The organism is Duganella aquatilis, from assembly GCF_009674565.1.
Classification (GTDB): Bacteria; Pseudomonadota; Gammaproteobacteria; order Burkholderiales; family Burkholderiaceae_D; genus Rugamonas; species Rugamonas aquatilis.
In genome coordinates this window covers 1-7602 of sequence record NZ_WKJL01000057.1, presented here as the reverse complement: position 1 = coordinate 7602, position 7602 = coordinate 1, and the positions used below count along the sequence as shown (strand labels likewise).

General features: G+C 64.9%; 6 protein-coding genes and 1 pseudogene. All 7 read right to left on the bottom strand.

Annotated features, from left to right (window positions below; genetic code table 11):
- Positions 1-199, bottom strand: a pseudogene (locus tag GJ698_RS30705) (hypothetical protein); the annotation flags it as partial.
- A complete protein-coding gene (locus GJ698_RS30080) occupies positions 196-1101 on the bottom strand; it encodes an alpha/beta hydrolase (RefSeq protein ID WP_154361531.1) in 906 nt (301 codons plus the stop codon). The pseudogene GJ698_RS30705 and the gene GJ698_RS30080, both read right to left, overlap by 4 nt.
- 82 nt (positions 1102-1183) lie before the next feature.
- Positions 1184-3643, bottom strand: coding sequence for a TonB-dependent receptor plug domain-containing protein (locus GJ698_RS30075; protein ID WP_154361530.1), 2460 nt, complete (start codon positions 3641-3643; stop codon positions 1184-1186).
- Positions 3644-3720: 77 nt separating this feature from the next.
- Positions 3721-4233: a RidA family protein gene (locus GJ698_RS30070; RefSeq protein ID WP_154361529.1), complete on the bottom strand. Its 513-nt coding sequence runs from the start codon at positions 4231-4233 to the stop codon at positions 3721-3723.
- A gap of 11 nt (positions 4234-4244) precedes the next feature.
- Positions 4245-4670 carry a c-type cytochrome gene (locus GJ698_RS30065; RefSeq protein ID WP_154361528.1) on the bottom strand — a complete coding sequence of 142 codons (426 nt, stop codon included), beginning with the start codon at positions 4668-4670 and terminating at the stop codon, positions 4245-4247.
- On the bottom strand, positions 4667-6274 hold the full coding sequence (locus tag GJ698_RS30060) for a flavin monoamine oxidase family protein (protein WP_154361527.1): 1608 nt from the start codon (positions 6272-6274) through the stop codon (positions 4667-4669). Before GJ698_RS30060 ends, GJ698_RS30065 begins: the two co-directional genes overlap by 4 nt.
- 303 nt (positions 6275-6577) lie before the next feature.
- Positions 6578-7602: TnsB C-terminal domain-containing protein (locus GJ698_RS30055; protein ID WP_208023895.1), on the bottom strand; the 1025-nt coding region annotated here is incomplete at its 5' end.

The following is a 7602-nucleotide window of genomic DNA, read 5'->3' as shown; positions in this document are numbered from 1 at the left end:
CCGGCACTGGCTGCGCGGCCGGGCGTGGCGGCGGCGCGGGCGGCGTGGCGCGCGGGTGGAGCGTCAGAGGCCGCAGCCACTGTATCCACACGCGCTCCCCGCGCGGCGCCGACGACGGCAACGGCCGCATCACGGCCCACAGCAGCGCCAGATGCAGCAGGACGATGCATCCCAGGTTGGCTGCGCGCCGCCGGTTCATCGCGGCTGGAGACCGAGCGCCTTGCGGATATGCGCCGACACGATGCGCCACGACGGCGACGTGGCGGCGACTTCGTCGTAGTGGCTGCCGCCCGGCAGCGACACCACTTCCGCCGCATCGCCGGCCGCCTGTGCGCGGCGCGCATAGTCCTGGCCGACGCGCAGCGGCGCGATGGTGTCATGCTCGCCGTGGATCAGCACCGTGCGCACGCCAAGCGGCAGCATCTCCGCCGGCGAGGTGTCGCTGAAGATATCGGGACGCCCGGTGCTGGCGACGCCGGCCAGCTGCGCCATGTCGCGGTCGCAACTGGTCTTGATCAGCGCCTCTTCGTTGCGCAGGTCGGCCAGGCCGCCAAGGCTGATCACCACCGGCACCGGCAGCGGATCGGCCACGTACAAAGGACTGGTGCGCGGCAGCCGCGCGCGCGCGCCGGCCCACTGCGCCAGGTGGCCGCCGGCCGAATGGCCGACCAGCACGATGCGCGACAAATCCAGCTGATGCTCCGGCGCCAGCACGCGCAGGCGGTCCATCGCGGTCGCCACGTCGTGGTACATGCCCGGATAGCCGCCGCCCGCTTCGTCGTAGCGGCGGTATTCCACATTCCATACCGCGATGCCCTGCGCGGCCAGGTCGCCGGCCATATTGCGCATCTGCGTGATGCCGCCGAACTCCTTGGTCCAGCAGCCGCCGTGGATGATCACCGCCACCGGAAACGGGCCGTCGCCGGCCGGCTGGAACAGCTCCGCGAACTGCGACGGCGCCGCGCCGTAGGCGACGTGACGCGTCGGCGCCGGGCCGCTCAGGGCCAGGTAATCCTGCAACGACATCGGCGCGGCCGCCGCGCCGCCGACACTGCCCGCCATGGCGGCGGCCAGCAAGGTTGTTCTGATTTTTTTCAGCATGCCTGCTCCTCGATTGAGCCGCCATGCTACACCAAAAAAAAGGGCCGCCGAAAGGCGGCCCAAAAAGCAACTAAGCCCCCGCTTAGAACTTGTAGTTGGCGCGTGCGTAGTAGTAGCCGCCGTTGATGCCGAACGGCGAGAAGCTCGGCAGCACGGTGACCGCCGCGTTGTCGCCCGCCGCGCGCTGGTCAGCCAGCAGCGCCGGATTCACGCCATTCGGATACTTGTTGAACAGGTTGTTGGCGCCGACAGCCAGCGACCAGGCGTTGTTGATCTTGTAGCCGACTTCCAGATCGGTGATCGCCTTGGCCGAGATTTCGGTCAGGTGGTACACCGAGCCGTCCTCGCTGCCGTACTCCGACGATTTGCCGTAGATCGCTTCGCGCAGGTTGACGGTCCAGTTACCGATCTTCCACAGCGCGCCCAGGTTGACGCGCATTTTCGGCGACGCGGTTTCCAGATCGGAGATCGCGGTCTTGTCCAGCAGCGTCTGCGGCAGCAACTGGGTCGGCGCCTGGTTGATCTTGGTGACTTCCACCTTGTTGTAGTTGGCGGCGATCGACCAGTCCACCTTGCCGGCGGTGCCGTAGTTGGAGTTCACGGTGGTGACGAACTCCAGGCCGCGGCTGCGGGTGTCGACGGCGTTGGAGAAGATGTTGATACCGGTCTGGCTGACGGTGCTGTCCAGCACGTTGCCGTTGGCCTTGATGGCCGCCGTCACCGCCGGCGAGTTCACCGAACCGCCGGAGCCGTACAGCGCGCCCGAACCGACGATGCGGTCGCGGATCTTGATCTGGTAGACGTCCAGCGTCATCGCCACGTTGTTGGCCGGGTTCAGCACCAGGCCCAGGCTGAAGTTGGTCGAGCGTTCAGGCTTCAGGCCATCCACGCCCACCAGTTTCGCGCCGGCCGAATTCGGCGCCAGCTGCACGAAGGCGGTGGTCGGACCGACGTTGGTGGCCGAGTAGTATTCCTCGGCCAGGGTCGGCGCCCGGAAACCGTTCGAGAAGGTGCCGCGCATCGCCACCACCGGCGAGAAGTCGTAGCGGCTGGTGATCTTGCCCACCTTGGCGTTACCGAAGTCGCTGAAGTGCTCATAGCGGCCGGCCAGGTCGACCGTCAGGTCCTGGATCGGATTACCGGCGAAGTCCAGGTAGGCGGCCTGGTTGGTGCGGCGGTGGCTGCCGGCGTCGGTCAGCGAGAAGCCAGGATAGGACTGCGAACCTTCTTTGTAGCGCGAGGCCGCGTCGCCGGCCTGGATCTCGTACTTGTCGACGCGGTGCTCGATACCGCCGGCGATGTTCAGCGGCTTGGACCAGCCGATGTCGAATTCCTTCGACGCTTCCAGCGTGGTGGTCAGCTGGCTGGCGATGAAGGTGCCGGCGCTGAACACGGTCGGCGTGTAGCCGGTGTCGGTGAACAGCGAGACGTTGCCCGAATCGGCCACGCCGATGCGCGCCTTGTCGCGGCCATAGGTCGAGCTCAGGTCAACGTTCCAGCCGGCCAGCTTGGTCTTGTAGCCGCCGGTGAACGCGAAGTCGTCTTCCTTCATGGTTTCCTTCGGCGAGAAGCCGGTAGGATAGATCAGCGGCAGGCGGCTCGGCAGGCGATAGTTCTCGAACGCGCGCGCTTCCTTGCGGCCGGCGGTGGCGAACGCATACAGCTGGCTGTCGGGATTGACGTCCCAGCCGAAGTTGGCGGCGAAGGTGTTCAGGTGGTACTGCGCGTCGCCCGAAATATGGTTGACGTGCGGGTAGCCCGGCTCGCGGAACATGCCGGGATAGGCCGCCATATTGGCCGGATCGACCACGCGCGGGTCGATGCCGCCGCGGTCGCTGTAGCCGTGGTATTTCGATTCGGCGGTCAGGCTCAGGAAGGCGTCCTGGAACGGCGTCACGCCGATGTTGGCGGTGCCGTCCAGCGTGCGGCCGCCGCCATCGACGTAGCCGCCGCCGCTGACGGTGGCGGTGCCGCCATGGTTGTTCGATTTCAGGATGACGTTGACCACGCCGGCGATCGCGTCGGAGCCGTATTGGGCGGCGGCGCCGTCCTGCAGCACCTCGATGTGATCGATGGCCGACACGGGAATGTAGTTCAGGTCGGCCGCGGCGCCGCCCTGGTATGGTCCGCCCAGCACCGCCAGGTTGGCGGTACCGTGGCGGCGCTTGCCGTTGATCAGGACCAGCGTGTTGTTCGGGCTCAGGCCGCGCAGGCGCGCCGACAGCGTCATGTTGGCGGCGTCGCCGCCGAAGGCTTGCGCCGTGAACGACGGCAGATTCTGCGCCAGTGCCTGGATCAGGTCCGGCTGGCCGGTGCGCTGCAGCGATGCCGAGTCAAGCACCTGGATCGGCGATGCGCTGTTTTCAACCTTGATGCCGCTGGAGCGCGTGCCGGTGACGATCACCGCGCCGACGTTGGGTGCGTCGGCGTCGGCCGGCGCTGCGGCGACCGCGTCGTCAGCGGCTGGAGCGGCGGCGTACACGCCGAAAGCTAAAGTGGACAACACGGCAGCAACGCCGATCTTCAGTGTGGCCTTATGCATATTTTAATTCCCCATTTTTTTTGAATAAAAGCGAAGGTAAGACCCGAAAACACAACTCCCGATTTGCTACGTATCTTTTATTTTTTGGCGGCGACCACTTCGATTTCGACCAGCCAGCCGGCGTTGCTCAGGCCCGCCACCTGCACCACGGCGCGCGCCGGCAGGTTCATCTGAGGGCCTGGCTGCGCAGTCGCGCCGAAGTACTGGGTGTAGGCTTCCATGAAGCCCTTGGTGTCGGCCTTGCCGCCCTTGGCCGGATCGCCGACCAGGAACACCTGCATCTTCACCACGTCGGACATCTCAAGCTTCATGCCCTGCAGGATTTCCTTGATCTTCTTCAGCACCGATTCCGACTGGGTCTTGGTGTCGCCGAAGGCTTCCAGCGAATCGGCCGGCGCATCCTTGTTCACCACCGCCGGCACCTGGCCGCTGATGAAGTGGATGGTGGCGGTCGGCGGAATGCTCACCGCCAGCGCGATCGGGAAATCGGAATTGGGAATCTTGTGGCGGACGATGTCGGCTTTCGGCGCGGCGGCAAAGGCGCTGCCGCAGGCGGCGGAGATCAACAGGCTAACGATTGCTTTTTTCATTGTGTGCTCTTTCAGTGTTTGTTGGACATGCTGGCGTCGCCGAAGGCGTCGACGCCGAGTGCGGTGCGCAGCGCGCCGACATCCGCTTCGGTCAGGCCATCGGCCTTGTTGCCCCAGTTGGAGCGCACGAAGGTCAGCACGGTGGCGATATCGCGGTCGCTCAGCGATTCGCTGAAGTCCGGCATGCCGCCGCGCCCTTTCAGCAGCACGGTGGCGACGTCGGTGTTTTTCCCCTGTACGAACTTGTTGCCCGCCAGCGCCGGGAAGGCGCCGGGTATGCCCTTGCCGGTCGGCTGGTGGCACGCCGCGCAGTTCTTCAGGAACAGCGCCTTGCCATCCAGCGCCGCGCCCGCGTCCTGCGCGCGCGACGGCGACGACGCCGCCGCCAGCACGGTGGCCACGATCGCCATCACGGCCTTGATCAGCGTGTCTCTCATGCGCTGGCCCTTTCATGGATCTTGGCCAGCTGCTGCCACGCCGATTCGATGGCGCCGGCCTGCCAGCCGGTCAGGTAGCTCAGGTGCTCGCCGGCCAGCAGGATGCGGCCCTCGCCCTCCACCAGCGTCGGATAGGCGGCGGCGCGGGTCTTCTCGGTCCACTCGGCCCAGCCGCCCAGGTTGTACTGCACGCGGTGCCAGGCCACCGAGAAGGCGGTCTCGAAGTTCTCCGTGTACTGCGGGAAGATCTTCTGGCCGGCGGCCAGCGCGAACTCGGCGCGTTCCTTCGGCGACAGCGCGCTGATTTCAATCGCGGCCGTCTGGTACTGGTAGTAGCCCAGCAGCACGCCCTTCTTTTTCTGGAAGCCGTACGACGGCACCGAGATCTGGTTGATGCCTTTCAGGTCGGTCATGATGTGACCGCCGTAGATATGGTCGTCCTCTTCCCAGAAGCGGCGCTTCATCTGCAGGCCGATCTTGCCCACTGGCGCGTACGCCACGGTGGCGACGGCCTTCTTGAATTTGTCCGAAAAATCGGTATCGATCTGGCGCAGCACCGACAGCGGGATGGCGCACAGGCAGTAGTCAGCGCTGATGGAGCTGACTTTATTGGTGCCGGTATCCTTGTAGGTAACCGTTACACCCTTATCGTTCTGACGGATGGTCTGTACTTCGGATTTGTAGCGAATATTTTTGCCGACGCGTTTTTCGAACGCCTTGGCGATGGAGTCCATGCCGCCCACCGGCTGGAACATGGTGTTCTGCATCGGGAAGTCCTGCACCGCGCTGTAGACATTGCCCAGCTTCGACGCCAGCAGGTCCTTGAAGCCCAGCGGATCGGACAGCTTGCCCGGTCCCGGATTGATGCCGGCGCCAGGATTGGTGGCGAAGCCGCGGCCGCTGCGGCCCTTGTATTGCAGGTCGCCCGGCGTCAGCGCGCCTTCATGCTGCAGGTAGTCCAGCAGCAGGCGCTGGTCGTCGGCGCTCAGTTCCTGGTCCAGCTGGTGGTTCTTGACCGACTTGGCCAGCAGCTCGGAGACGTTGCCGCGCATGTCGGCCTTCACCTCCTTGATGCGCAGGCGCTTGCCGGCGAACGGGCCGGCGTTTTCGGAGTACACGTAAGAGTGGTCGTTCTCGTTGACCATCACTTCCAGCGGCACCTCGAACAGCCTGGTGTAGTGCAGCGTCGACTGGTGGTGCAGCGGGATGCGCCACGGGCCGTGGTTGATGTAGTGGCCGTCGTCGAATTCGCAGGTCTGCTTTTCGCCGCCCAACTCGGTCAGGCTGAAGCCCTTGCGCGCCGTCTGGCAGCGGCCGCCGGCAAAGGCGCGCGCTTCCAGGATCTGCACCTTGTAGCCCAGCTTCTCCAGCTCGAACGCGGCCGTCATGCCGGCCAGGCCGGCGCCCAGGATCAGCACCTTCTTGCCCTTGCCGCTGCCGCTCAGGGCCGGCGGCGCCGAGGCGGTGGACTCGATGCCCATGCCCCACGCACTCATGGTACTCAACAGCAGTCCGGTGCCGCCGACCGCCGCCGTCCGATACAGGAAATCCCTCCTCGTCAATGAGCTAAATGATTTAAATGGTTTTACCGTTTTGCTATCCATCTGCTTCCTCGCCAATCTGCTGAAAAACCCTTGGGCGACTTGCATGCCCATACTTCTTCATTAGCAAACGGCGTGCCACAGATGACAAAAAAATAAAGCTGTTTCGGCTTACAGGCCCTACACAAGGAAACGGCATAAACGATATAAAACAATGTTTTTACGGCTATCCGTAAATGCTTGTCTATACACGTTAAAGCCAGACACGAACGACAAACTTTATTCGTAGCGGCAGAACTTTGTTCAGGGCGGGCAAAAAAAAATGCACCGCACCGTTAAGATGCAGTGCACGAAGCTGGACAGAAATTAACCGACGAAACTGGCGTAGCTCTGCGTAGTGCTACGTAGCGCGGCGGCAGGCAGCGCGGTTTGTGCACGCGGAAGGTGCGCAATCTCGGTGGTCGACAGATGCAGGTGCGCCAGGCTGTTGTCCGCCAGATGGCAGGCGTGGAACTGCATCGGCGCGGCGGCATCCAGCAAATAAACCGTGTCCATGTTGGACGGGTCGTAAGCCACCTTGACCTGCCATGAACCGCGCAGGCGCGCCCGCTCGAACCAACGTTCGTTGATGGCGCGCGCACAACTGTACCAACTATCGTATAGCGCGATGCCGTCGGCGGTGACGGTGGCTTGTGCAACCGGCATCAGGCTGCAGCGGATCAGGTGCTCAGGATAGATCTTTAATCCGCCGCCACGGTTTTCCACGCCCCAGTCCCACAAGCGGCGCGGCGTGGCGCCGTCCGCGGCGGCCAGCGCCTGGCGGTTGTTGTAGTACAGGATGCAGTCGATGACGATGCGGGTGAACTGGTCCAGGTCCATCACGCCATCCAGCCGGCACGGCGCGCCCTGCGCATTCGGCGCCAGCAGGCGGAAGCGTTTTTCCAGCACCGCGCGCCAGTCGGACGGCCCCTCCTCCACCGCCACGCAGCGCAGGTTGAAGTTGTTCAGCAGCGTGTCGCCGTTCCAGCCCAGCGTCAGCGCGGCGTTGGCCAGCAGGATTTCCGGCAGGTGGCGGCACGGCCACTGCTCGGCCTCGATGCGGCGGCCGTGCTGCTGGCTGTAGCGCTGCTTGTCGGCGCCGCAGTTGGCCAGCGCCAGCATGGCGTGCGGCCATTGCGCCTCGCCCATGCCGATGTAGACGCCGCACACCATGCGGCTGAAGGTGTCGGTCACCACGTACACCAGCGGCTGGCCGATGGCCTGCAGGCGGTCGGCGCGCGACACCAGTTGCACCTCGGCGCGCACGGCGTCCAGGTAGAAGCCGGCGCCGGGACGGCCGGGCGGCAGCGCCGCCAGCGGCGACAGGCCGGCGCTGACCGCCTGGTCGGTCT